Raw genomic sequence first — 25,184 nt, forward strand, 5'->3', positions numbered from 1 at the left:
ACTGAGTATAATTCATTTCTTTAATACTGACATCGAAGCTTTCCACGAAATATCGTTTACCAAGCCATATAAGGTGGAGCCTTGGGATATGCATTCCCAGGCGGAGCCTGGGAACGGGAGATGACACTATACCAGTGCAGCAGCTTTCTCCAACAATCCCTGGAATAACTTCAGCCCATCGCTATTCCCTAACATGGGATCGGATGCTCTCTCTGGATGAGGCATCATTCCCAGCACGTTACCTTTAAGATTGCAAATTCCACCGATGTTGTTTAGCGAGCCATTGGGATTATCTCCCTCATAGCGAAACAGCACTTGAGCGTTATTTTCAATCTCTGATAGGGTATTCTCATCTGCATAGAATCGCCCTTCCCCGTGGGCAATAGGCAATGTGATGATTTCCCCTGTTTGATAATTTTGCGTCCAGGGGAGGTTTGTACGTTCAACTTTTACGGGAACGCGATCGCAAATAAAATGTAAGTCTTGATTTCGCGTCAATGCTCCCGGTAGCAGCCCCGCCTCAGTCAGTACTTGAAACCCATTGCATATACCGAGAACTGGTTTGCCCTTTTGAGCGTGTTCGATAACTTCCCGCATAACGGGAGAAAACTGCGCTATAGCACCACACCGGAGGTAATCCCCGTAACTAAAACCACCAGGGATAATAACGACATCGACATCGGAAAGGTCGGTGTCTTGATGCCAAACCATGCGAGTTGGTTGTCCCATCAAGTCTTTGGTAACATAGGCAACATCGCGATCGCAGTTAGAACCAGGAAAAACAACAACACCAAATTTCATAATTGTTCACGGCTAATAGCTAATAGCTAATAGCTAATGGTTAATGGTGCAATGAGCTATTAACCATTAGCCATTAGCAACTCTTGTTTCTGATTCGACTTCACTCAAATCAAAGCGATAATTTTCAATCACCGGGTTTGCGAGCATTTGGTCGCACATCCGATCCAGGTCCTGGCGGGCTGTGCTTTCATCTGGTGCGGAGAGGGTAACTTCAATGTATTTACCGATCCTTACCCGCTCGACATTGTGATATCCTAACTGTTTCAGTCCCGAGCTTACTGCTACACCAGCAGGGTCTAGGACTGAAGGACGGAGTGTCACATAAATTTTAGCTTGATACTTCCTTTGCACTGGCTTTAGCTAAAGACTGCGATCGTAATACTACATCCTTTTGCTGCAACTGGAAGCTATAAGATTTTGCTTATAAAAAGTTAAGCTAAAACTTAGCCAAGGTAACAATTTAAAAAATCTTGTTGCTAAGGGACTATGAGATTCCCATTATTAGGGGTTAAGCTAGAAAATAGTCATGGTGACAGTATAAAAAATACTGGTTAAATAAGAGAGATCTCAATCGTATGTTGTTGTCTATGAGAGCCGTTCGCACACGCAGTCAAGATCGCATTCTAAATCTGCTGAAAACTGTCAAGCAGGGTATATCCGCGCAGGATATTTATGTGGAATTACGCAACCGCAACCAAAGCATGGGCTTGGCAACCGTTTATCGTTCTTTGGAAGCCTTAAAACTTGAAGGCATGGTACAAGTCAGGACATTAGGTAACGGAGAAGCCCTTTACAGCTTAGCGCAGCAAGACAAGCATCACCTAACCTGCCTCCAGTGTGGTGCATCCATTCCAATTAACCAATGCCCGGTCCACGATTTAGAAACTCAGTTGCAAGATACTCACAAGTTCAGAATTTTCTATCACACCCTAGAATTTTTCGGCTTGTGCAGTCAATGTCAGGTGGCACAAGCATCTGGGGAATAGAGATAAGGGGGAGTAGGAACTGGGGACTCGAGAGAAGGAATTATATTAACCTCTTGTCCCCCTTGTCCCCTATTCTCCTATCCCTTATTTCCTGGGGGCATTTGCAAGCCCAGTAAGGGATTTGAGTCCGTATGACCATCTGCAACAATTGAGCGGATACCTTCTAAGGTTGCAGGGATAGTACGTGGGTCCATAAACATGACCTTACTGCTATCACTCTTGCCAATTGTTGCACCCATATCCAAGTAACCCAAAGCAAACAGAACCTCTAAAGCCTGATGAACGGTAGAGTCTGTTTTAATTTTTTGAGCAATAATGTCTGCTGATTCAGCAATAGCTTGAGCCTTGAGCACCTGCTGTTGTCGTTCTGCTTGCGCCCTAAGAACGATCGCCTTTTGTTCGGCTTCAGCTTGCAAAATCACCGCTTTTTGGCGGGCTTCTGCATCCAAAACTTGGGCATCAGCTTTACCTCTAGCAGAGTTGACAGCGGAATCTCTGTCTCCCTCAGAAGTTAAAATAGCTGCTCGTTTGCGGCGTTCTGCTGCCATTTGCAGTTCCATCGATTCCCGGACTGCTTGAGAAGGAATAATATCCCGCAGTTCTACCCGCGTGACTTTTACACCCCAAGGATCGGTTGCAACGTCCAAGTCATGTAACAGAATTTCATTAATTTGAGCGCGGGCGGTAAAAGTTTCATCTAGCTCCAATTTACCCATCTCCGCACGAATTTGAGTCAGTACTAAATTCTCCATTGCCATGCGGAGGTTTTCCACTTTGTAGTAAGATTTCTCCATATCGACAATGCGCCAGTAAACCACCGCATCAACAGTAATTGACACGTTGTCCCGAGTAATACACTGTTGTGGGGGAATATCTATCACTTTTTCCCGGATAGTTTCGCGAAAAACCAGTCTGTCTGCAACGGGAATGATAAAGTTAAGCCCCGGTTCTAGCTTTTTGTTATAGCTACCCAAACGTTCCACTAAGGCTTCATTACCCTGATTGATGACTTTTACAGAACCTGCTAAGGCAGAACCGCCTAAAGCTAAAAATACAAGTAAAAAAAACTGTTCCATATGTTAAGTTTCCTATTTATTCAGCGCCTTATGAGTGCAATATATTCTCAGGCATCACGTAGAGAGTCGTACCTTCGCGCCTTGTAACATAAACTCTTTGATTGGCTGCTACGCTGAGTTTTTCATCGTCACATCGCGCCCGCCAAGAATTGCCTTCATACAGAACTCGTCCAGTTTTCCCCGCAGGAATCTCAGTTAAAGTTTCAGCTACGATCGCTTGCTGAATTTTTGACTTGCGTCGTGACGGTGTTACAAATCGACGGCTAAGTAAGACGAAAGATGTGGAAAGCAACAGCCAAACCACTGCTTGCAGCCATAACTTGTGCAAAATCACTTGAGACAACAGCGCCACCACAAAAGCGCTTATGCCCATTAAAAAGGCAACAAAAGCTGTTGGCACAAACAGTTCCGTTAAACACAGAAGCGCACCTGCTAACAGCCAAATAAGGGTAGTACTTGGCATAAAGCCATCCTAAAAAATATATTTAGCCATCAACGCATTTCTTATGGTTTAAATACATTCATGCGTTAACTGTTTCCAGAAAAGACTGAGTTGTTTATCATTTGACCTTAGTAAAAGTTTTTAGTATATTTACATTTTGTAATATACTTTTGTTTATTTATACCTACCTACTGAAGTATTAAGTGTACAATTCAACTTTATTCTAACGTTCTAGGTTGAGAAGTGCTGAACAATCGTCAGTAGTTACCAGCAACCACTAACTATAGCAATCTTATTTGAGATCCGCACAAAGGAGACAAGGGAGACAAGGAAGAGGTGTTTGCAACTCCTACACGGGCTGCTATAGCAACTACCATCCACCAACTACCAAACACTAACCACTAACCATTTTCATGCTTTCTACTCAACGAATAATTTATTGCACAAATCCAGACTGTAGCAACCCTATTAATTCTGTGGGAGATAGTATTTGTTCGAGTTGCCAAACACCTATAGTTCATCGCTATCTTTGGGCAACCGGGCTATCAGCAACCGAATTTAAAATAGGAGAAAAGGTAGAAGATAGATATGAGGTGATTACGCCTCAAATCTGGTTGGATACTTTACCAGGACGAGCGCCAGACATACCAGAAGACGTACCAGAAGAAATTATTCCATATCTACGTTTATACCATCACCGATTGCATTTGCCTCAAGTTCATGGATTAGTTTATTTACCCATAGGACATGGAAATCCTATTTTCTTATTAGAAAATGCACCTATAGATGAAACGGGAAATCTCTACCCAACACTAGAAGATGCTTGGGAACAAGCAAAAGGTGTCAGACAAGTTTATTGGCTGTGGCAAATTCTTCAATTATGGACACCGCTATCAGAACTGAGAGTTGCTGGAAGTTTGCTTGTTCCTTATAACTTGCGAGTACAAGGTTGGTGCGTGCGATTGGTACAACTTGTAGAAACTAGAGGCGCTGCGTCCCTACACACTCAGCCTTTACAACAACTAGCAGAATGCTGGGAACCTTGGGTAGCGACTGCAAAAACTCAAGTCGCAAAAGAATTAAAAAATATTGTACAGCAGATGCGTAGTGGGGAAGCTAATTTAGAAACTATCACTTCTCAACTGAATGCTTTACTGCTCTCATCAGCAGCAGAATTGCCGCTCATGGTACGAGTATCGGGAAATACAAATATTGGTTCTACAGTCTTGTTTCAGAATGAAGATGCTTGCTACCCCACTGATTCTGTAGATCCAGATGACCCCTTATTGCCTCATGTATCAATTGTTTGCGATGGTATTGGCGGACATGAAGGTGGCGAAGTCGCAAGCCAATTAGCGGTGCAATCCTTAAAGCTACAAATCCGCGCCTTGCTAGCTGAGGTTGCGGAACAAACAGAACTCGCCACACCAGATTTATTGCAAAAACAACTCGAAGCCATTTTGCGGATTGTAAATAATCTGATTTGCAATTGCAATAACGAACAAAACCGCGAAGGAACCCAACGAATGGGTACGACTGTTGTGATGGCGGTACAACCGCCACAGGTCGTTCAAACTCCCGCAGGATGGGAGTCTCACAATGCTCACGAACTTTACTTAGCAAGTGTCGGCGATAGCCGTGCTTACTGGATGACCCATCACTATTGTCAATTGCTGACGGTAGATGATGATGTTGCAGGGCGGGAAGTCCGTTACGGGCGGAGTTTTTATCGCAAAGCCCTAGAACGTCCAGATGCTACAGCCCTTACCCAAGCCTTGGGAACAAAAGATGGTGAGTTTTTGCGTCCCTCAATTCAACGATTTATTTTGGAAGAAGACGGCATACTCTTGCTGTGCTCTGATGGCTTAAGTGACAATGACTGGGTAGAACACTCCTGGCAAGAATTTGCTTTACCAGTGTTAAGAGGCGAACTATCCCCAGAGGATGCTGTTGCTGCATGGATTGATTTGGCAAATCAAAAAAATGCTCACGACAACGTGTCTGTTGTTCTGACACTTTGCCGTGTCTCCCCAGATTATTTGGTACCCATGACGCGATCGCTACTCCCGGTAGAAATCGAACAAGAGGAAGAACAGGAGCTGACAGCGAGCGCTCAAGCGCTTTTGGATTTAGATACAGAAGCCCCACCTGCTGTAGGGAAGAAAGCTCAAGCCCCCGGAAAAACTCAGCGCCACCGTTTTCGTTGGATATGGATTTTGGGATTGTTTGCCGTGCTTGCAGCCGGTACAGGTGGCGGATTGTTTGCTTGGTGGAAATTGAGCCCTCAAACATTCCAGCAAACTTGTCAGAAACTTCCTCCAAACGTGCGGGGATTGTGTAAGAGATAAGGGGATCGGGGGATAAGAGGTTGACCTATGGAGCACAGTAGAGTGAAGATAAGAAGGATTAGACCTCTTGCTAAGGCACCCAGGGATTAAAATATTTCCCGAAACTCTTCTCCTTCAACTCTCTTTGGAGAAAAAAGGTAATGTTGCGGGATAATCTATAACATTAAAGCCTGCACGGGCAGGCTTTGTTTGTCTGATAACGTCACAAGCACCGAACAGCCTGTCCGTGCAGACTAAGTCCGAAGGTCAGATTTTGCAAGCAGTCTATTTTTCAAAAAAAGCAATTTTCAGTGAGGAATAGCTGTGGAGACACTGGTGGAAATACAGAAGCAAGGTGTAAAAGAAGATATGAAAATTGGCGATCGCGTCCGTGTTAAAGAATCTGTCATCGTTTACCACAATCCCGAATCTCGGGGAAAAGCTTTTGACCTCAAAGGTTCAGAAGGTGTAGTTGAGCGTGTAATCAACCAATGGCAAGGCAGACCTGTCAGCGCTAACTTGCCCATCTACGTTCAATTTAGTAAAAAATTTAGAGCCCATTTACGAGAAAATGAATTAGAGCTTATATAACCAAGTTTACTTGCGGCGACAGAACCATCGCATTATATTTAGTTCGCCGCGCATTCTTTCTAATTCTTGGCGGTTTTGCTCTGCTGTCATGTGATACCACTCGCAGTGGCGTTTAAACTCAGAACGAGCTTGAACTTCCTGATAGAACTGGTAAGTTGTCTGGTATGAAGCAAAGGTTTCCTCAACTTCCGGTTGAGGAGCAGGAATAATATGTGGTAAGTGTTGAGACATTTGATTTTAGATTTTAGATTTTGGATTGAGAACATTCCTCAAAGCCATCCACGCAAGCCGTAAGCAACAATCCCAACATATTCTTTTATAGCAGCCGTTAACATCTCTAAGTTATCCACACTAGGCAGCAAATTTAAGATGGCTGATTTGGGGCTGCTAGTTAGTTCTTGTAATTCGCCTTCACTTACAAGAAAGTCGGTAGGTGCGGGAAACGCATCAATTCCTTGACGCTTAAAAATCAGCAGCGATCGCGGCATATGCATCGCGGAAGTTACCAATAATACACGACGAATCCCACGGGACTGGAGAATTTTTTTCACATTGACTGCATTTTGATAGGTATTTAAGGAATCAGGCTCTTGCACGAGTGCCTCTGCTGGTATACCAATGGAAGATAGGATTGACGCCATATCTCCCGACTCAGATGGACCCCTACCCCGCCAATCAATCCGACCACCACTGAGGACGATCGCGGGTGCTTTTTTTTGCAAATAGAGTTGAGCCGCATAAAGAACGCGATCGCCCGCTTCATTTAAATCTACAGTTGGGCGGGGAGGAAAAGCTGATTTCGTTGCGCCACCTAAAACCACAATAGCTTCTGCATTTGGAATTCCACCTGGAATATTTTGCCATTCCAGAGAACGCACAAGACTTCGAGCCACCCAGCTGTTACTACTGACTAACAACACCACGAGCGACAGCACAATAAAAAAAGCGGCTGTGCGGGGTCGCTTCCACAACATAATGAAAGCTATCAGCATACACACACAAGCTAGCCCCAGTGGGTAGAAAAATAGCGGTAATAATTTGGACAGATATAGGAACATGGATTGCTAATTGTTAACTGCTAATAGCTAATGGTGAGACCAGAGAAAGCAGGCGGTGAGACCAGTGCTGTAGGCGGGTCTCCCGCGCCCTGGCTACTGGTGAGTCCAGCCCTGTAGGCGGGTTTCCCGCGCCCTGGGGACTGGCGAACCCAGAGGGCGAACCCGAAGAGCTAATGGTAGTTAACTATTAGTCATTAGCCATTAGTCATTAGCCATTAGCCATTAGCCATTAGCCATTAGCCATTAGCTATTAGCCAAGTTTACCTTTCCCAAAACCGGAGGTTAATGCCTCCACTGGAACGGCGACGGAATTTACGGGTGGTTTTTCTAACTTGTCGCCTGACTGGTTTGTCATCGGGAAGAGTAGCTTCTGCTTCTTCCATATCACCTGTCGGTAGCTGAGTTCTGGTATCTTCTTTAGTTTCCCACCAAGCAATAATCCAACCGCCACCTATACCAGCAATTGCACCTAGCAAGATACCCATAGGAGGATTGTAGCCTGCAAAGACAAAGCCAAGTAAGAAAAACAACCAGTATTTTAGCCCCGCATCAATGCCTTCAGAAACACCTATATCAGGTTGTTTCGGACCCGTTTTCTGTGCTGACGTCATCCATCCTATGGCAATACCACCAAGTACGCCTAAGAAAATACTTAAGGATGGTTGATACCCTGTGCTTAAAAATACTAGTGTTAAAAATAACCCAAATAGAGTTTGAGTAATAAAGTTTCCAGAGAAGCTTAACTTTGGTGGTGCCATAAGGGGATCGATCGGCGAATGATCTCTTTTAATTGTGCCTCTAGTGGTTGGATTGTGTCCAAAATCTTTACAAGAGGTTTCTCTTTTTCAGTAAAAGGCTCGGTCTGTTGCAGTTGTGATTCTAACAGATCGACAGTTGCATCGGTAATATCACCTGTACGTTCTGAAAGCCGCTTTTGCAAAACCTCCTTTGATGCGGTACATTGAACAATTTGTATCGGAATTTGATGCATTTGGGCGAGGGAGATCGCGTCCTCTCGTAACTGCTGTCGGTCGTACTTAGCGTCTAATATCACCGTATAACCTTGTTTTGCCAGCAAAATTCCCAATTCTAACAGCCGCGTGTAAGTTTTCTGAGTCATTTCGGCTGTATAAATCTCATCTCCACCCCGTTCAAACAATGGAATACCAGCTAAATGCTTTCGTACCGCATCCGAACGAACGTGAATTGCACCCAGGTGACGAGCTAAATACCTTGCGGTAGTGGATTTACCAGAACCCGATACGCCTGACATGAGAATCAGTTGTCCTTGACGGGGTTTTGTATACTCACTTGCCAGTTTATAGTAAGTGGCTGCTGTTTTTGTCGCCTCCTCCTTAACGGAAGCAGGGACGCTCGGATCGTCTAACAAAAAGGAAGTCACCTTAGCGCGGACATAAGATTGACGGCTTAAGTATATAGGCAAAACTTGCAAGCCTTCCCAATCTCCTGTCACCTCAAGATAAGTATTGAGATACGCATTACTCAAATCCAAACGTTGCTGAGCATCTAAATCCATTACGCCATAAGCAACGTCGTACATCACATCGACAAAGCGAAAGGGTTCGTTAAACTCAATGCAGTCAAACAACCACAATTTATTTTGCCACAAACAAATATTACCTAAGTGCAAGTCCCCGTGACATTCGCGAATGCGATCGCTTTTAATTCTATTCTTAAAAACTTCGCCATATTCTGAGAAAAAAGTATCTGTAGACCTCTTTGTTTCCTCAAACTGTTCCCGTGTTTGAGGACCACCGATATATTTCTCACTTTGCTGGTAATTCTCATCAAATGCCACACGAACTTGCTCGACTTCACCAAAGGAGCGAATATAATCATTGGTTACGGTTTTATTGGCGTGATACGCAGCTACAACCCGTCCCAACTCTTCCACAAGTTCCTCATTTAACTGACCCTGTTTAAACAGCTTGCTCAGCAAAGCATCCTCAGGGAACTGCAGCATTTTCAAAACGTATTCCACAGGTTCTCCCGTATCACCCAAACGGTATTTCCCATCTACCAAAGCAATGGGAAACACCTCCAAATATAATTCTGCAGCCCCTCTTTGATTCAGACGCAACTCTTCATAAGAAAAATGTCGCCGATTCTCCAAAGTTGAAAAATCTAAAAAACCATAATTGACTGGTTTCTTTACCTTATAAGCGTATTTACCTGTTAACAATACGTAAGAAATATGGGTTTGAATCAATTGAATAGGTTCGCTCACCTCATGGGGATAAAACCCAGGCTCCAACATCTGTTGAATTAAAGGGGGAATAGAAACCTCTGCCATCTCTTCTCTGGTGCGCCCTTAGCGCCTAGTAAGGTTTAGTACCAAAAAACCAGAGGTTTTACCCCTGGTTTCCACGGATACTATAGCAAACTTTAACTCACCAGGTCTCTTAACCCTAGGATTCTGTTTCCGATTCAGAACTTCTCTGGGGAGGCAAAATGGTTAAAACAGATTGACCTGGCTCACCCATATACTTTGCACCCCCAGGTAAAGGAATTTGGTCTACCTGCAAACTATCACCAACTTCCAAGTTAGAAATATCAATATCAATTGCTTCAGGAATACTCTCTGGAGAGCAACGCAGTGCCAAATTAGTGATGTGTACGTCTAATACGCCACCATCTCTCTTTACCCCAACGGGTTCTCCTACAAGGTGCAAGCGGACTTCTATATCAGTATCGCCGTGACCTGCAACAGCAAAAAAGCTCAGATGATAAAGCGTACCTTTGGCTGGATGAGATTGAACTTCCCGCAGCAAAGTTTTCCCACGCCAAGGAATATCGGTAACGTTTAGGTCAACTATGGAGTTGTTAATAGAAGCCTTATTGAGAAGGCGTTCGGCAACTTTAGCGTCAAGAACAAGTGCGACTGACTCAGTCCCTTGATGACCGTACAAGTTGGCTGGTATTTTACCAGAACGGCGCAAAGCATTGGGTTTGCTTCCATCTGGTCTCTTTTGACATTCAATTGTAAGTTCCATAAAAATTGCTAATTGCTAATGGCTAATGGCTAATTGCTAATTGCTAATTGCTAATGGCTAATTGTTATTAATCATTAGCTCTACTAACAAATTACGCACTCAGTAATGAGGGTGGAGTACCTTCATGGTTCAATAAAGCACGTTTTGGTCCGTGGATGGGGTCTTCCACAATAATGGTTTGGTCTCGGCTGGCTCCCAAAGAGACAATCGCGATCGGAACTTCCATCAACTCTGCCAAGAATTTTAAATAATCTCGTGCTTCTTTTGGCAAGTCTTCTAACGAACGACAGTGAGTTGTTGGGGTACGCCATCCCGGCATAGTTTTGTAAATAGGACAACATCTGGCAAACTTACGGGAACTCGTGGGGAAGTGTTCGCTGCGTTCTCCATCTATCTCGTAAGCAACACAAACTTTGATTTCCTCGACTTCATCAAGGACATCTAGTTTGGTAATTGCCAAACAGTCCATACCATTAATTCGCACTGCATAGCGACCGATCACGGCATCAAACCAACCACACCGTCTCTTGCGTCCGGTTGTTGTACCAAATTCAGCACCGCGATCGCACAACAATTCTCCCATTTCCCCGTGTATTTCTGTAGGGAATGGTCCTTCTCCCACTCGCGTGGTGTACGCTTTAGCCACTCCAATCACTCGGTCGATCATTGTTGGTCCTAGCCCCGTTCCAACACAAGCGCCGCCTGCGACTGGATTGGAGGACGTGACATAAGGATAAGTTCCGTGATCCAGGTCAAGAAGTGTACCTTGCGCTCCTTCAAACAGAATATTGCGTCGCCGTTGAATTGCGTCGTATATTTTTAAGGAAGTATCAACAACATGAGGGCGCAAACGTTCCGCATACCCGAGATATTCCTCAATGACTTCTTTGGGGTCTAAAGGCGGGAGGTTGTACAGTTTTTCTAGAATGACGTTCTTGTAATTAATCGTCCATTCTAGCTGCTCGCGCAGCCCTTCCGAGTCCATTAAATCCAAGACTCTAATGCCTGTCCGTTCGGATTTATCCGCATAAGTCGGACCTATACCGCGACCGGTTGTGCCAATTTTATGGCTTCCCCTGCGTTCTTCCGATGCCCGCTCGATTGCGCGATGGTAGGGCATTGTCACATGGGCTGTCTCAGAAATTAGCAGATTTTGAGTAGAAACACCAACTTTGGCAAGTTGGTCAAGTTCTTTTATCAAAACCTGTGGATCTATGACTGTTCCACAGCCGATCATGCACTCGGTATCTGGATACAAAATACCAGAGGGAATCAAGTGCAGTTTGAAGGTTTGATCCTTCACTACAATCGTGTGTCCAGCATTGACACCCCCTTGGTAACGTATAACAACATCTGCGGAGCGGCTGAGTAAGTCGGTTATTTTTCCTTTTCCTTCATCGCCCCACTGGGCACCTATAACAATGACGTTAGCCAAGTGATTATTTTAGAGAGCTAAAGTTTCCACAAATAACTATTATTACCAGATTCTTTTAATTCTGTCAACTAAATAAACAGTAACCGGGCATTGCTCAATTTGTATTAGGGTATAATAAATTACATTTCATCCTTTATACTTCATACTTCATCCTTGAGTTTATTTGTTACTGTTAATAATAATTAAAATTTTTAGGGAAAAGACTACCATGGCTCTATATGCTGAGTTACACAGGCATTTGGGCGGTTCGGTTGTACCGCGTGTATTGTGGCGCTACTTTGAGCGTCATTCCTCAGAGTTAATTTCTCGCTTTTCTCATTACTCTGAGTTTGAAGAATTTTACACTCGCCCTCGCAATACTCTAGATGAATATCTAGAGTTGCACACTCTTGTAGAAAGCGTACAAACAGTAGAAACTTTACCTTACTTTATTTATCGTCTGCTTCGAGGCGCGTATATCTTTGAAAATCTTGCTTATCTAGAACTGCGTTATACGCCTTATTTGAGAACGCCAGAGCATCTGAGCCAAGCTGAAAGAATTGACAAGATGGCAGAAATCGTGGAAGTTGTGGGCAAAGCCAGCCAACTTTCAGAATATCCCATTATTAACAGCCAAATTCTTTGCATGCACTCGCGCTTGCCTTTTGAAGTCAACAAAGCAATTGTCGAGCTAGCAGCACAAAATCCACAATACGTCTGTGGTATAGATGTGGCTGGGGGAGACAGTCACTATGCCGAGCGTTTGGATGAATGGGTGAGGCTTTATGAGTATGCGCGATCGCTAAATCTCAATACCACAGGTCACCTTTACGAAACCACAGCTGGTTGTTATCCCCAACTTTTGCCTTATTTAATGCGGATCGGTCATGGAATTCAAATTCCTTTGCTCTATCCAGAATTACTTAAAGATGTCGCAAGGCGAGGTCAGTGTTTGGAAATTTGTCCCACAACTTACGTAAAAACAGGGACTTTACAAGATATACGCGAACTCAAGCGGGTGTTTGACCTTTGTTTTGAGGCGGGGGTAGACATTGCGATTTGTACTGACAATGCTGGATTGCACAACGTGCGCCTACCTTTTGAGTATGAAAATCTGTTAACTTACGACATCATCAATTTTAAACAGCTGCAAGCTTGTCAGGATGCTGCTTTCCGCCATGCTTTTGCTTGGCCTCACAGACAGCGTCCGGTATCTCTACTTAATGGGTTGCTGAATCATCAAGAGTTAGTAGTTAGTAGTTAGTGGAAATTCCCACTAACCACTAACCACTCACTTAATTAAACCCCTTCTACAGCACCACCTGCAGCTTGCCAAGCTGCTAGACCGCCAGTGAGTGTAGAGACATGAGCAAATCCTGCTTCTCGTAGCGTTTGTGCTGCATTAGCAGATTGCTCATCACTTTCCCCATAAATATAGATGTCTCGGCTTTTAACTAGGGAAGAAGCTCTTTTTGTCAGGTCATTTAAAGGGATGGGGATCGCGCCACTGATGTGACCCTGATTGAAGGTTCGGCGATCGCGCACATCAACAATAGTAAAACCTGGCTGACCCCATTCAAGACGAGATTTGAGGTCATGAGCATCCGAGTGGGACGCAAAAGCACCTAACAGAGTGTTTTCCATAAGCATTTCTCTGATACTGCATCGCAGTGACTGCTTTGCTCTTTTGAGCCAGCCACTGTCTTATCAATTTGAAATCTATCAAAAATCTGATTTTTATCGACTTTTTTTTACAATTTATACACATTTATTTTTAAGTTTAAATAAATTAATTTAATTATCTTAAAGATTTTTAGAAAACTGTAAAAATCCACTCAATGACTGGGGATTTTTTCGCTACCGTCACGAGGGTAAATAGCCAATATGTAAATTCATTAAAGATGTGCGCTTCTATTTTATACTGATACATTATGCTATGTATTCAAGCTTTACCAACAGAAGTAGTACATCTAATTACAGCCGGGGAAGTTATAGACTCCTTCGCTTCTGTCGTGCGGGAATTAGTAGAAAATTCCTTAGATGCAGGTGCGACGAGAATTGCAGTTTCTTTATGGCCCCAACAATGGCGTATCCGCGTTGTTGATAATGGATGCGGGATGTCTTTAGATGACTTACAACGTGCAGCGACTGCCCACAGCACCAGTAAAATTCGACAATGTGCTGACTTGTGGAAAATCACAAGCTTGGGTTTTCGTGGAGAAGCACTCCACAGTTTGACAACACTGGCAGATTTAGAAATATTAAGCCGTCCTCGTTGTGGGGATGGAGGGTGGCGAATTATTTATGGTTATGGAGGAGAAGCACGACATATAGAGGAAGCCGCGATCGCTCCAGGTACTATCGTCACAGTTTCCAATCTCTTTGAAAATTGGTCATCCCGTCGAGAGGGATTGCCATCCCTTGCACAACAAATGAAAGCAGTGCAAGCAACGCTTCAACAAATGGCGCTGTGTCATCCTCACGTTACTTGGCAAGTGTGTCAAAATGACCGGGAATGGTTTTCCATTTATCCCTCATCAGCAGTTGCTCAACTGTTGCCCCAAATCGTACATCAAATTAAAGAATCCGATCTCCACGAATTAAAACTAGAAGTTCCAAACCCAGAGCAAACCTCACTTCCCACCCCCGATTCCCTGCTTTCATTAGTTATAGGATTACCAGACAGGTGTCACCGTCGCCGCCCGGATTGGGTAAAAGTGGCAATTAACAAACGGATGGTAAAATCACCGGAGTTAGAGCAAACGATTTTGACAGGATTTCACAGGACATTACCACGCGATCGCTATCCTGTTTGTTTTTTACACTTATTTATTCCCCCCGAACAAGTCAACTGGAACCGCAATCCAGCAAAATCGGAAATTTATCTCAACCACCTCAATCATTGGCAAGAGCAAATTTCCCTCGCCATAGAAAAATCACTCCGCCTCAACTCAACATCTATTCGAGAATCCGCCCACACAACACGCGTCAGTCAATTACTGAAAGCAGCAGAAGAAAAAGCCGCCTATAACCTCAATTCATCCAACCCCGCAGAACAACCTTCTACTCCCCACAATATAAAAGCCGTTGCTCAAGTTAACAACACTTATATCGTCGCAGAACATCCCGGTGGAGTGTGGTTGGTAGAACAGCACATTGCTCACGAACGCATTTTATACGAGCAACTTTGCGATAACTGGCAAATTGTTCCCGTTGAACCAGCTATTATCCTCTATCAACTTTCTCCAGCCCAAATAGCGCAATTAGAACACATTGGTTTGGACATAGAAACATTTGGGGAACAGCTTTGGGCAATTCGCAGCGTTCCCGCACTCTTAAAACAGCGAGATGACTGTGCTGAAGCCATTTTAGAACTCAGTTTGGGCGGTGATTTACAGACAGCGCAGGTTGCTGTTGCTTGTCGCAGCGCTATTCGTAACGGCACATCCCTGACTCAACCGGAAATGCAAGCAATACTAGAGCAATGGCAGCGCACGCGCAATCCGCGCACCTGTCCTCACGGACGCCCAATTTGCCTATCTTTAGAAGAGCCAGCTTTAGCCCGTTTCTTCCGCCGTAATTGGGTGATTGGCAAAAGTCACGGGATTTGAACAAGCATTTTTAGCAAGTTTCTTTTTCATATTGCTCCTACAACTTGCGAAGACTACACTTCAACAAGTACGGAATTTAATTGCACTTCTTGTATCCGAGTCTTTTTTAGTGCAGTAGATAATTGTCGCAAACGTTCGCTAACTTCTAAGTGGGACTCTTGCGATCGTAATTCTGGCGGTATTTCTGCTAACAGAAGTGGATTTCCTTGTAACCACTCATTAAGCGCAATCCCCATCCATGTACCTTGCTTTTCTCTAAAAGTATCAATCAAGCCCTTAAGTTCTTGAATACAGTATTGTTCAAAACCTGCTGCTTCAAAAATAGCAGCACGTAAGTATTCTTCAAATGCATTAATATCGGTTTCAACTTCAAAGATTACATCATCTTGGGGTAATTGAATTTCACTAGCAACATTAACAATAGTTGTTCCTACTCCTGTTACTCCTAAAACTTGTTGTCTTATCGTCCTATTGCAAAGCAATTGATGCCCATATTTTGCGTATCTTTTGAGAACTTGAAAAGCCAGTTCTTCACCCGTGTAATAGTTATCTACTATTTCAATGTCAACTCCAAGGCTCTTAGCAATTTTATCGCGTGCATCGCTGTTAAGCGGAGCACGAATTAATACTTCGGCAACAGGACGGGCAAAGCGTAAGAATAGAACACTTAAACTATTTTCCAGCTTAGATAAGAAGTATTCTTCTGATTGTGCAATTAATCTTTCTTTTACTTGTTTGCTACCCCACAATAAGTTTGTCATGTATTCGACTAATGTTAATGCCTCATCTTTCAATTCCAGAGCGAGTTGTCGAGCTATGGAAGATAAAAGTTTACTAATATCGCCGTATAAATCTTCACGCCAAGCGAAATTAGCTTTCATGCGGTCAAATTGAGGGTATGAGTTGGCAGCAAAAATAATATCTTTTTTTCTAAATGCTTCTTCTCTCAGCTTTTGGATTTCACTAGCAACAATTTCTAAATATCTATCTTTAAATTTAGCAAGACTGGTTGCGGAATTCGCAGTTAAATTATCTAGAGAATTATTGGTAACCGAAGAATCATAAAATTTTTGCAGTTCGGCTTTCTTCTGTTCCCATTTATTATTCCACCATTCGCTAAATAAAATTCGTTTCCGATCTTCTTCAAATCGTTTTGCTTCTTCAGGATTTTCCGAATAACGTTTACGAACTAAATTATAAATTTCTTCAGATGTATTTAAAATAGTTTTTATAGAAGCCTCGCATCTCTTTTTTAAGATAAGTACACGTTCTTTGTTAATATAATTAAATATTTTTTCTTTTATGATTGGAATTCCAGTCGCTTGTTTATTTAAAGCTTCCTCATCATTAATTCCAGTTAACCTTTGTAACTGGGCTTGGATATTACCTGCATCACCAATCTCGAACTTTGTCTGTTCTCCAGCTAATCCATTCAAAAGTAGATATGCCCCAGCCGAACCGTATACAATACGTTCCTGTGGAAGTCTCGCACGTTTAAACCAATCTTGAGACGCTTCTTCAATATGAGTTTTCAGGGCTTCTGCACTACCTAATGAGTCAATACGACTTAAAAATACAAAAAGTTTATCAGCAACGGTAATATTCTTGTCGCCAAGTTCTGTAAATTTGATAATTTCTAGTTCTTTCTCTCTCAAGCTAGTAAAACGCTGTACTAATATTACAGCATCGCAATCTGACAGCATTGCCTTGGCTTCGTCCACGTGCTTTGCTAAACCTGAATCTAAACCAGGAACATCATAAAATACAATACCTTCAGCTTGAGCAAGTTTGTTAGTATAAAGTCTTGCTTCTAAAACAGCATGAGCATACTTTTCATCAGCTACATATTTCTTGAGCGATTCCTTGATATCTTCTAGACGAGTAAATGGAAAAATACGATTACCTTCTCTTCTTACTTGCTGTAAGGTAATTTCATTATTTCGTATAGTATTAATATCTTCTTGCGCGTTTACTTTCTGAAGTTCGTTTAAGAGATTAATAAATTGTTCTTCAGTTTTTGCCTGTACTTCCAGCTTTTGCTCTGTGTCATTCTGAACCGAATAAATTTGCGTTGTTGTAAATGTACACCTTCCTCCCTTAGCTGGGAGTAAATCGCATTCTAACCAAGCATTGATAAAAGTACTTTTTCCCGCTTTCTCTAAACCGACAACTGCAATGCGAAACTCTCGCTTTCTCAGTCTCTCAAGTTGACGGCGTGCTGGTTCTGCTTCTTGCAATAGTATTTCTTTTAATTGCGAGGGAACCTCAGCTTGAGGTAAATTAGCTAAATTAATTGCGTATCGCTGTACGTTTAGGGCTTCAGTTAGACGAGCCTCGTAGTAGGAAGATGCTGTTTTCCAATCCATTTATATAATCCTTATACACGGTTAAATTTTTCTAAACCAGACAGATTTTTTAAACAAGCCAACTGTTCGATAATATATAAAGTATGTTTTGGTAAATTTGATTTTAAATAGTATGGTATCTTCTGATCGATAAGATTTTTTCCATCATAAATCTTAATTCTCATATAAACTTCACGCTTACTATCAGAAGAAATAAAGTCCTCTGTTATTTCTAATTTTTTTTCATTGAGATCGGCATTTTTAAGAGTAGTACATAAGAAATATGAAGCATTGTCTATAAGATTTATTAGTTCATCAGTAGTTAAGTTTGAACCATTTTTGAAATTGCCAGCTATAGATGCTGGAACAATAAGGCAGAGGTCAGCAGGAACGGGCTCGATAGGAATAACTTGCTGTTTTACTTTTTCAAATTTTTGTTTATATTTTGCTTGTGTATGTCTATTTTTACTAAGATACTGCTGACAATAAATTACTCCAACTAATGTACAAGCTGTCACAATAATCCAATTCATGCTTTCCTCATTATTATTAATAGATTGATTAACTAGCTTGGAAAAACTTTCTATTAACCCTGAACAGGGTGTATTTCGTATCAGGAACTGTCTTTTAATGAAAACTACTTCTACTAAACTTTTAACAATTTTTTCATCTTCAATTTGATAAGCATTAGCCTTTATACCAAGAAATTCACAAATTAAGTGCGTTTTCTCTTGTATTTCTGATTTTTCCTCCTCAAGCAATATTTGAATTGTTTTATATAGAATACCTCTCTTTAATCCTTGTATTTGAGGACGTATGTTAAGAATAACGTCATCATATAAGCTGCTGAGATTATCATCTTCCACTATACTTTAAAGCTCCTTTTTTAAAATTTTTCTAAATTTTTAAAGTCTTTTATAATACTTTGAGCTTTTTGTTGCATAGGCTGCCAAAGTTTCCTATTATTCTCATAATCTAAAGTAATATCTTGCTTGGCTCTATCAAGTCTAGCTTGATAACGGTCAATAATATTATTTTGAATTTTATCTACATTTCTTTTTAAAGAATCAATTTGTTCTAGTAACCAACAGACAATTTGATATACAATCTCTCTCTGTTCTTCATCAGCTTGATCTATCCAACCTTCGAGTAAATTTCTTACACTAGGAATTACAGCATTATCGCTAGAGCGTTGTACATAATCGATATATTTTTTCTGTAGTATTACACCTTTACCTACAAAGTCGCCTACAAATCCTTGAATAGTTCCAGCAAGCCATTCCCAACCGGACTTTCCTATAGTATTTCTTTGATGTGCTTCTTGTAACGTAATAATTGTTTCTTTTTCTTCTTGCCAACTTCCTTGGGTAATTGCAAATCCCGCTTTAAATTTAAAGGTTATGGTAGGATGTTTTTCAACTTTAACAATTTGAGATTCAGGAAATGTAATTGCTATATGAGGCGCAATCTTATTTGCTTCTTTTTCAAGATATGATAAATGACAATGAAAAAGTTCTACTACTGCTTGATACATTCTATTTAACTCTTGATTAAAAATTTGCTTCAATACATCCTCCATAACAATATTTAAATGAATAGATAATTCATTTAACTCTTCATTTATTTGCTTGAGTTTATTTTTTTCTAGTTCTGTCTTTGCTTCCATTATTTCACCTTCTTTAGCAATAGAAGCTGTATACCCTAAATTAATTAGTCGGTTTAAGTTTTTATTTAATAAATTTACATTTAATATATTTGCTTTGTTTAAATATGTGATATCTAAGTCTACTTTTCCAGTTTCTAGAGATTTTGCTACGGCTTCTAAAATTTGATGAAGCCCTTTACCTAATTCTCTGCGCCATCCATAAAGTGGATATAATTTTTCTCCCAATTCAGTGTAAGGCTTAATATTTTGGATTTCCTTCAGTTTTTTTTCCAAATAAAATACTGGATCGTCTTCTGATGGATTTGCAAGCACCTGTTTAACTTTGGCATTTATTTCTTCAAACGGCTTGCTCAGATTTTGATTACTTATTTGCAGAAAAGTCTCAAGTGTAGATCTAATCCAAGATATTTTTTCACATTCTTGTTGATAGCGTTCTTCTGAACTGTTAAGGAAAGCTGTTGTTGTCTGCAAAGCCCACTCTGTAACAGCATTACCAGCAGCAATATTAAAACGTTCTATAGCTTGGGGAATAACTAACCGGGGAAAATGTTGGCTAATATGCGCTCTCAAGCCTTGTTGAAACTCTTCTGCATAAGATTTTTGCCATAACGTATCAGCAACCCTATTTCGATCATGCCTAGACCATTTTTCAACTTTACGCGGTAAATCCTCTAATATGTTTTCATCAATCAATCCATTAAAGTGGTTATCTGCTTTCTTACAAGCTTCTGTACTGTATATTTCATCATTATTTTTTATTTGCAGTGCTAATAAAGCCGCCCACGTACTCAGTTTTATAACTTGCAATTTTTCAATATCTTCTGTATATTCTTTTAGATGTTCGGTAAGTTCGTACTTGATACTGCGTATCGCATTTTCAACAAAGCGATTTTCTGTTTCAGGGTAATTTCTATCTGCTCGGAAAACATCGATACGATTGAGAATAAATAACATACGTGCAGGAGAACCGCCTAAATCTTTTACCTGCTCTACCACTTCTTGCAGCAAGCTTCTAACTTTCTGTTGATCGGTTTCTGCACTGTTGTAGGTTACCAAACACAATGCTTCACGACACTGTTTAATCACATTTGCGTTACCTTCATCACCTACATAAGCTAAACCTGGTAAATCCATAATTCTTACCTTGACACCTCTGGGTAATTCCAGTTTTGATTCTTTAATGAGTCTGAAAGGATAAGATATGGTTGATTGCGGGCAAGCTAAATTAGGTTGTTTCTCTCTGTTATCGATGTAACTTATCATTACATCATACAAGCGTTGATAAATTCGCTCATCACTTATACCTGTCCATTCTCCACACTCCCATAATGCTCCGGGAGTTTCATGGATAATTAAAGACTTTTTCTCGCTATATTCTATAGTTACTGCCCCTGCACTCATTTCGCTCACGGCGACAGGAACAATTTCTGCTCCACATAATAAATTTACTAAAGTGCTTTTACCGCTACTAGTTGTTCCCGTTGTTGCGAGGGTAAGAGTAGGATTTTGAAGCTCATTTACTAAATTTTCAATAGCTTTCTCTAATTTTTCAGTAAGTTCTTGCACTTCTGGATGATATGTATCAGGTAAATGTTCAGATATTTCTGTAGAGAAGTTATGCCAATATTTAGAGAGAAGTTTTGCATTTTGTTCTACATCTTCAAAGACTTTATATAATTTAGTGTTCATTATTTAAGCCTATTTAAAATTTTATTTTTTACTTGCACTCAAATATAGATTTTATTGAAAATTAAGAGAAGGGCAAAAGAGAAAAAATAGTTCGTGTTGAAATTTTACCTAATTAGGTTTAATTGTGTTCAATGAATGAGTCACGTATCTCTTCTTTTCTTCTATAAAATGGCTAATTCTATTAGGGTGAACACTACCGAGTTTTAGATACTGGTGGACATATGAGTAGTGCTGCTGCCGTGCCTTGAGGGAATCTTATGGTAAAAAGTAGTGAATTAGTAACTAGATTTGATACTTTTGACTTTTTCTTTATAATCTGGAAATAACTGAAATGCTTATGTAATACTACTGATTTAGATTCAGATTTTTAATACAGTCAAAAAACGAATAGATCAAAAATCGTAAGAATTAAGACTAGCAAAGCATTTCAGTAGGGGAAAAAAATGATGTTATCTAATATATATTGGCAACTTTTCACTTTACCTTGAAGTGATAACTCCAATATTTTTCATCAAGAAAAATTGATATAATAAATAGAGGCGAGGTTTTTTGTATGTACGTTACCATACCAACTCCCAATCGCCTCATGATGGGTGTTTTGATTTTTTAGGGTTTCCTGTTTGACTTTTAAACAGATAAGTTAAAATAATACAGGTAAAATAAAAAATGACCCTATAAGTGAGGGCATTCTATAAATTAAGTTAGTAACTAGCAGTCATTCAGACTAGCCAGTTTTTAGCCAGCTTGTTGGCGTTTCATCTCTTGTATCAATACTTGACAGCGCTTCATAGCTTCTCTTGCCTGTTGTCGGTACTGTTTGGCTTGTTGCGGATCTGATTCATACACTTCAGAACCTTTACGCCGGAGTTCAACAGCTTGCTTACTGAGTTCTTTAGCGCGAGTCTTTAAATCTTCAATTGTTTTCATCATTCCTCCAGTTCTGAAATCACAAATTCTATATTTTCAGCTTCTTCATAAAGTTTATCTGCTCTACTCTCTAGTAAGCTAGCGTCCTCATAGTGATTGTTGTTTAGGGCATTTTGAGATGCTATATACAATTCATCAATAATGCCTTATAACTGGATATAAGCACTTACCAAAGCGTTTCTGGTTTCAGGTCTCATATTTACAATTCAATCCCACCATCAAAATCATCTGGTTCCTCTACATCAATCACAGTAACTTCAGGATGTAATTTTTGCTCATTCTGGCTCACTTGGCTTACTGGCTCTACTATAGTCACTGGTTGTTTGCCATCTAAATACCTTGTGTAAAAGTTGATAGCATCTTCTATAAACTTCGTTACCGGGATATCTAACGCTTGTGACCATTCCTCAACTTTGGATTGCTGATACTTTTTAATCCTAATTTTGTCTATAGCCATTACATAACCTCACTGACCAATCCCTTAAGGTTGTCAAAAGCACCGTTATCTGACATTAGAAAACCTTTTTTCTTAAGTGCTGCACTCAGTAAGGGGAGTTTAGATCCACCACCAATTATCAGAATTTTGTCACCAGCAAGCTTGTATTGCTCTAACTGCTTTGTGACCTCATAAAAATTTAATATGAAGCTGCATAGAAAAGGGCTTCTAAAATAAAGTTGTAAGAAGAGACGGACATAACTTGTTCAAGTGTAAGTTGGTCAAGTACTTCTTGGATGCGATTGCGTAAAGCCTGCAAGGAACAAAAAAGTTCATTTTTTAACGGTTGTTTTAGCAACGCCCAAAGCCTCTCAATAGGATTAAGTTCAGGAGAATGAGGTGGTTGGAGTCAAGGAATTATGTTTTCAGGCCAACTAATCGTCAAATTCATGTGAGATGGGGCTTGGTCAATCTGTAAAACGGCGTAGTCTTCTCCTAATTCCTGCGATCACCAATTGAAAAACTCTTGAAAGCGTTCTCCGTTTAGTTTTGGGTATTCGTGGAAGAAATGATCTCCTGTTCTGGGTTCAATAGCACCATATATCCAAAAATTTTCTCTGATAAATATTTAGCTCTATACAATATGTCATTCCGATAAATTTTACCCTAATTTTTCGCTCACAAATAATTTAACTGGTTACTAGCAAATAACTAGTAACCAGCAATCAACCAGCACCGAAAAATGACGAGTTACGCGTACAGTACTTGCACCATGATTTATTTATGAAAAAAGAAATTGATTAATTTTTCAAATCCCCTACTTTTAAGTATAAGGATTCACCGATCGCTGCTTACTCCGAAATAACTGCAAGCTTTCTTGGTGGTTTCTGCATCTTCAAGCTGAGGCTTTTTAAAGTCATTCTCGGTTCGCTCTTGTTCAAAATAACCGCCTCATAAGGTACAACTCCGGCTAATTCACTATCAATACAGCGAGCTGCTACCCTGGATAAATCCAAACTTCTAGGGGGAATATATGGACCCCGGTCGTTAACTCTCACAATGACTGTCTTGCCATTTTTCAAATTCGTTACCTGTAAGTAGGTGTTGAATGGCAAGGATTTGTGAGCAACCGTCAATTCGTTTTGATTAAATGTCTCTCCATTTGCTGTCATGCGACCGTGAAAGTAAGGACCGTACCAAGAAGCTAAACCTGCCATTTTTTTCTTGGAAGAAGTCAATCCATACATTTCCTTCTGTCCTTCAACAAGTGATAGCTTGGGCACTTGCAATGCTTGACGCAAATTATTTACCCATTCGATCGCTAATAAATCGGCACTCCGATGGGTTTTTCGAGTGACTTCTTTCCCAATTCCAAACAAAAAGCGATTGCCTGACATTAACGCTGGTATTCCATCAACAAGCGCAGGACGCAACCGAGAAGCATCAAAGCTAGATGATTTCACAAGTCGTGTTAGGCGTTGCTGCATTAAACTGGCTTGTTGTCGGTCTGGTAAATTTGCAACTATACGGTTATTTAGCCACACTTCGTAATTGCTCGTCCCTCGATGAACAACTACAGCAGGCGCAGAAGTAGAATCAAATCCCAGTTCTATAGGATTGTCCAAGCGAAAGAAATTTTGGAGCGATCGCAGTATCTGATTTGGGAGAAAATCTCGATTATCGAACCCTGTCTCTATCAAACTTGGAACGGGTAGAAGACTTGCAACTTTAACAGCAGGCTGCTTGGCTAGATTCTCTTGTTGAAGACCGCAAAACTGATTTTTGCTATTTTTATCTCTCTTAATGAGCGGAGCGAGTGGTTGAGTGCCATTTGGTTTTGATTCCTTATCACCCCAATCCAATTTTAAAAACCTTCTTGACAGCATTGTTGTGCCTACAACATTCATTTGCTGCTTATCGGGGATTAAAAATGGGAGAGGTTTGTTAACCAGTTTCCCTAAGTTGGATGACACTTTTGCCGGAAGAATATTTGAAGCCAAACTTGGTGGCAAGTTTTGGTTCAACGACAAAAATGAACCAATCCAGGATGTTACCCAAAGTAGTCCAAAAAATATCATGGTTCAGTCAGTTTTCAGGTAAGTACACCTTTTGACAGTGCTAACCTTGTTCCTTGATAATGACAATTTCCCAATCACTAAACCAGCGGTCTACTCTTCTAAAGAGTAAGAATTTACCCTGGTTGTGATTAAGATACTGAGCGATCCCAGCAGGTATCATATTATCCTGTTGTTGCTAAACAAGCAAATAAAAGTTTTAGATATCTTTTTTGCTTATTACTATAATTTCAATTTAAATTTTTTATAACTGGCTGGCGCTCAAATACAGCAAAGCGTTTAGAAATCGCCTTTTGACATCATTTTTTGGAATTGGGAATTTTGGAAAAAGTATCAATTAATATAGGCATCAGGAGTTAAGGGTTAGGATCTGGGGAAAAAATTTTTCATGTTTGGAGATCGGCTTTTCCCTTGATTGGCTGACTGACAAAAAGAACGCCACCTCTGTTACTAAGCACTTATAGAAACGGGGTTAAAAAGCCCCCCTGTCTCCATGAGAGAGGGTGAGGCTTGTGAAAAGGAGTCGGGGAATAATCAAAGAAGTATGCAGCCGGGAAACGAGAATAGAAGAATGCTGAATGCCCCATGCATCATGCCTTTTGCTGCATAAGTATGCCCATTACCCAAGAGGAGGGATCAAAGAAAATTCACAATCTCTGGGAGATTGGAAAAAAAACACTGCCAAATGTAACGGATTGCAAAGTATAATAAAAGCGATAAAACGAT

Annotated in this window: 22 protein-coding genes and 1 pseudogene; 5 read left to right on the plus strand and 18 right to left on the minus strand. The window is 40.8% G+C overall.

Features of this window, described 5'->3' with window-relative positions:
- Positions 1-126: 126 nt before the first annotated feature.
- Together purQ and purS are read right to left on the minus strand one after the other, a co-directional pair.
- A complete protein-coding gene (purQ, locus tag AB0756_RS37475) occupies positions 127-801 on the minus strand; it encodes a phosphoribosylformylglycinamidine synthase subunit PurQ (protein WP_038072652.1) in 675 nt (224 codons plus the stop codon).
- A 66-nt stretch (positions 802-867) separates the two neighbouring features.
- Positions 868-1,152: a phosphoribosylformylglycinamidine synthase subunit PurS gene (purS, locus tag AB0756_RS37480; RefSeq protein ID WP_038072654.1), complete on the minus strand. Its 285-nt coding sequence runs from the start codon at positions 1,150-1,152 to the stop codon at positions 868-870.
- 236 nt (positions 1,153-1,388) lie between these two features.
- On the opposite strand from purS, the gene AB0756_RS37485 reads away from it, so the two are divergent.
- Positions 1,389-1,787, plus strand: a complete 399-nt coding sequence (locus AB0756_RS37485) for a Fur family transcriptional regulator (protein ID WP_038072656.1) — start codon at positions 1,389-1,391, stop codon at positions 1,785-1,787.
- A 77-nt stretch (positions 1,788-1,864) separates the two neighbouring features.
- Here the strand turns inward: AB0756_RS37485 and AB0756_RS37490 are convergent, their stop codons facing one another.
- A complete protein-coding gene (locus tag AB0756_RS37490; RefSeq protein WP_038072657.1) occupies positions 1,865-2,863 on the minus strand; it encodes an SPFH domain-containing protein in 999 nt (332 codons plus the stop codon).
- A 28-nt stretch (positions 2,864-2,891) separates the two neighbouring features.
- Positions 2,892-3,326 carry an NfeD family protein gene (locus AB0756_RS37495; RefSeq protein WP_038072659.1) on the minus strand — a complete coding sequence of 145 codons (435 nt, stop codon included), beginning with the start codon at positions 3,324-3,326 and terminating at the stop codon, positions 2,892-2,894.
- Between the two features lie 392 nt (positions 3,327-3,718).
- On the opposite strand from AB0756_RS37495, the gene AB0756_RS37500 reads away from it, so the two are divergent.
- Both AB0756_RS37500 and AB0756_RS37505 read left to right on the plus strand, forming a co-directional pair.
- Entirely contained in the window at positions 3,719-5,653 is a 1,935-nt protein-coding gene (locus tag AB0756_RS37500; RefSeq protein ID WP_038072661.1) for a protein phosphatase 2C domain-containing protein, read from the plus strand.
- A 297-nt stretch (positions 5,654-5,950) separates the two neighbouring features.
- Positions 5,951-6,223, plus strand: coding sequence for a ferredoxin-thioredoxin reductase variable chain (locus AB0756_RS37505; RefSeq protein WP_038072663.1), 273 nt, complete (start codon positions 5,951-5,953; stop codon positions 6,221-6,223).
- A 6-nt stretch (positions 6,224-6,229) separates the two neighbouring features.
- On the opposite strand, the gene AB0756_RS37510 is transcribed toward AB0756_RS37505, so the two are convergent.
- From AB0756_RS37510 to AB0756_RS37535, 6 genes are all read right to left on the minus strand, one after another.
- Complete coding sequence (locus AB0756_RS37510; protein ID WP_038072665.1) at positions 6,230-6,454, minus strand: hypothetical protein; 225 nt, start codon at positions 6,452-6,454, stop codon at positions 6,230-6,232.
- Positions 6,455-6,492: 38 nt separating this feature from the next.
- Positions 6,493-7,281 carry a YdcF family protein gene (locus AB0756_RS37515; RefSeq protein WP_038072667.1) on the minus strand — a complete coding sequence of 263 codons (789 nt, stop codon included), beginning with the start codon at positions 7,279-7,281 and terminating at the stop codon, positions 6,493-6,495.
- Positions 7,282-7,541: 260 nt separating this feature from the next.
- The gene (locus AB0756_RS37520) at positions 7,542-8,039 is read right to left on the minus strand and encodes a hypothetical protein (protein ID WP_038072669.1); all 498 of its coding nucleotides are present in this window, start codon (positions 8,037-8,039) and stop codon (positions 7,542-7,544) included.
- Positions 8,021-9,595 (minus strand): bifunctional aminoglycoside phosphotransferase/ATP-binding protein, encoded by a 1,575-nt coding sequence (locus AB0756_RS37525; RefSeq protein ID WP_038072671.1) that lies wholly within the window; start codon positions 9,593-9,595, stop codon positions 8,021-8,023. The genes AB0756_RS37520 and AB0756_RS37525 overlap by 19 nt, the downstream gene beginning before the upstream one ends.
- A 115-nt stretch (positions 9,596-9,710) precedes the next feature.
- On the minus strand, positions 9,711-10,295 hold the full coding sequence (locus AB0756_RS37530) for a 50S ribosomal protein L25/general stress protein Ctc (RefSeq protein ID WP_038072672.1): 585 nt from the start codon (positions 10,293-10,295) through the stop codon (positions 9,711-9,713).
- 91 nt (positions 10,296-10,386) lie between these two features.
- Positions 10,387-11,730, minus strand: a complete 1,344-nt coding sequence (locus AB0756_RS37535; RefSeq protein ID WP_038073833.1) for an adenylosuccinate synthase — start codon at positions 11,728-11,730, stop codon at positions 10,387-10,389.
- 208 nt (positions 11,731-11,938) lie between these two features.
- On the opposite strand from AB0756_RS37535, the gene AB0756_RS37540 reads away from it, so the two are divergent.
- Positions 11,939-12,973 (plus strand): adenosine deaminase, encoded by a 1,035-nt coding sequence (locus AB0756_RS37540; RefSeq protein WP_038073836.1) that lies wholly within the window; start codon positions 11,939-11,941, stop codon positions 12,971-12,973.
- Positions 12,974-13,008: 35 nt separating this feature from the next.
- On the opposite strand, the gene AB0756_RS37545 is transcribed toward AB0756_RS37540, so the two are convergent.
- A complete protein-coding gene (locus AB0756_RS37545) occupies positions 13,009-13,353 on the minus strand; it encodes a rhodanese-like domain-containing protein (protein WP_038073903.1) in 345 nt (114 codons plus the stop codon).
- A 284-nt stretch (positions 13,354-13,637) separates the two neighbouring features.
- On the opposite strand from AB0756_RS37545, the gene mutL reads away from it, so the two are divergent.
- Entirely contained in the window at positions 13,638-15,320 is a 1,683-nt protein-coding gene (mutL, locus tag AB0756_RS37550; protein WP_038073838.1) for a DNA mismatch repair endonuclease MutL, read from the plus strand.
- Between the two features lie 53 nt (positions 15,321-15,373).
- Here mutL and AB0756_RS37555 read toward each other — a convergent pair whose 3' ends face one another.
- The 7 genes and pseudogenes from AB0756_RS37555 to AB0756_RS37585 all read right to left on the minus strand — a co-directional run bounded on the left by AB0756_RS37555 (position 15,374) and on the right by AB0756_RS37585 (position 24,461).
- Positions 15,374-17,557 carry a dynamin family protein gene (locus AB0756_RS37555; protein WP_237265878.1) on the minus strand — a complete coding sequence of 728 codons (2,184 nt, stop codon included), beginning with the start codon at positions 17,555-17,557 and terminating at the stop codon, positions 15,374-15,376.
- A 140-nt stretch (positions 17,558-17,697) separates the two neighbouring features.
- Positions 17,698-18,531: a hypothetical protein gene (locus tag AB0756_RS37560; protein ID WP_038073843.1), complete on the minus strand. Its 834-nt coding sequence runs from the start codon at positions 18,529-18,531 to the stop codon at positions 17,698-17,700.
- A 20-nt stretch (positions 18,532-18,551) separates the two neighbouring features.
- A complete protein-coding gene (locus tag AB0756_RS37565; RefSeq protein WP_038073844.1) occupies positions 18,552-21,020 on the minus strand; it encodes a dynamin family protein in 2,469 nt (822 codons plus the stop codon).
- A gap of 735 nt (positions 21,021-21,755) precedes the next feature.
- Positions 21,756-21,950, minus strand: a complete 195-nt coding sequence (locus AB0756_RS37570) for a hypothetical protein (RefSeq protein ID WP_336604366.1) — start codon at positions 21,948-21,950, stop codon at positions 21,756-21,758.
- A 196-nt stretch (positions 21,951-22,146) separates the two neighbouring features.
- The gene (locus tag AB0756_RS37575) at positions 22,147-22,404 is read right to left on the minus strand and encodes a hypothetical protein (RefSeq protein WP_038073851.1); all 258 of its coding nucleotides are present in this window, start codon (positions 22,402-22,404) and stop codon (positions 22,147-22,149) included.
- A 178-nt stretch (positions 22,405-22,582) separates the two neighbouring features.
- Positions 22,583-22,774, minus strand: a pseudogene (locus tag AB0756_RS37580) (hypothetical protein); the annotation flags it as partial.
- Positions 22,775-23,234: 460 nt separating this feature from the next.
- Positions 23,235-24,461 (minus strand): septal ring lytic transglycosylase RlpA family protein, encoded by a 1,227-nt coding sequence (locus AB0756_RS37585; protein ID WP_038073854.1) that lies wholly within the window; start codon positions 24,459-24,461, stop codon positions 23,235-23,237.
- Positions 24,462-25,184 lie beyond the last annotated feature (723 nt).

It is taken from the genome of Tolypothrix campylonemoides VB511288_2 (genome assembly GCF_045999855.1).
GTDB lineage: Bacteria > Cyanobacteriota > Cyanobacteriia > Cyanobacteriales > Nostocaceae > Scytonema > Scytonema bouteillei_A.